Origin of the sequence: Pseudarthrobacter sp. LMD1-1-1.1, assembly GCF_040676255.1 — a bacterium.
Classification (GTDB): domain Bacteria; phylum Actinomycetota; class Actinomycetes; order Actinomycetales; family Micrococcaceae; genus Arthrobacter.
In genome coordinates this window covers 1-257 of record NZ_JBEGHP010000014.1, presented here as the reverse complement: position 1 = coordinate 257, position 257 = coordinate 1, and the positions used below count along the sequence as shown (strand labels likewise).

1 rRNA gene is annotated in these 257 nt (G+C 57.2%); it reads left to right on the top strand.

Features of this window, described 5'->3' with window-relative positions:
- Window positions 1-257, top strand: a 23S ribosomal RNA gene (locus MRBLMD1_RS10545); the annotation flags it as partial.

The window sequence follows — 257 nt, the reverse complement described above, 5'->3', positions numbered from 1 at the left end:
GGAGCGCGGGACCTGATCCTGGGAGGCAAGCGTATTAACAGGTGTGACGCAGGAAGGTAGCCGAGCCGGGCGATGGTTGTCCCGGTCTAAGGATGTAGGGCGAGTGGTAGGCAAATCCGCCACTCATATAGCCTGAGATCTGATGGGACCCCCGTTTGGGGGGATTTGGTGATCCTATGCTGCCGAGAAAAGCATCGACGCGAGGTTTTAGCCGCCCGTACCCCAAACCGACACAGGTGATCAGGTAGAGAATACTA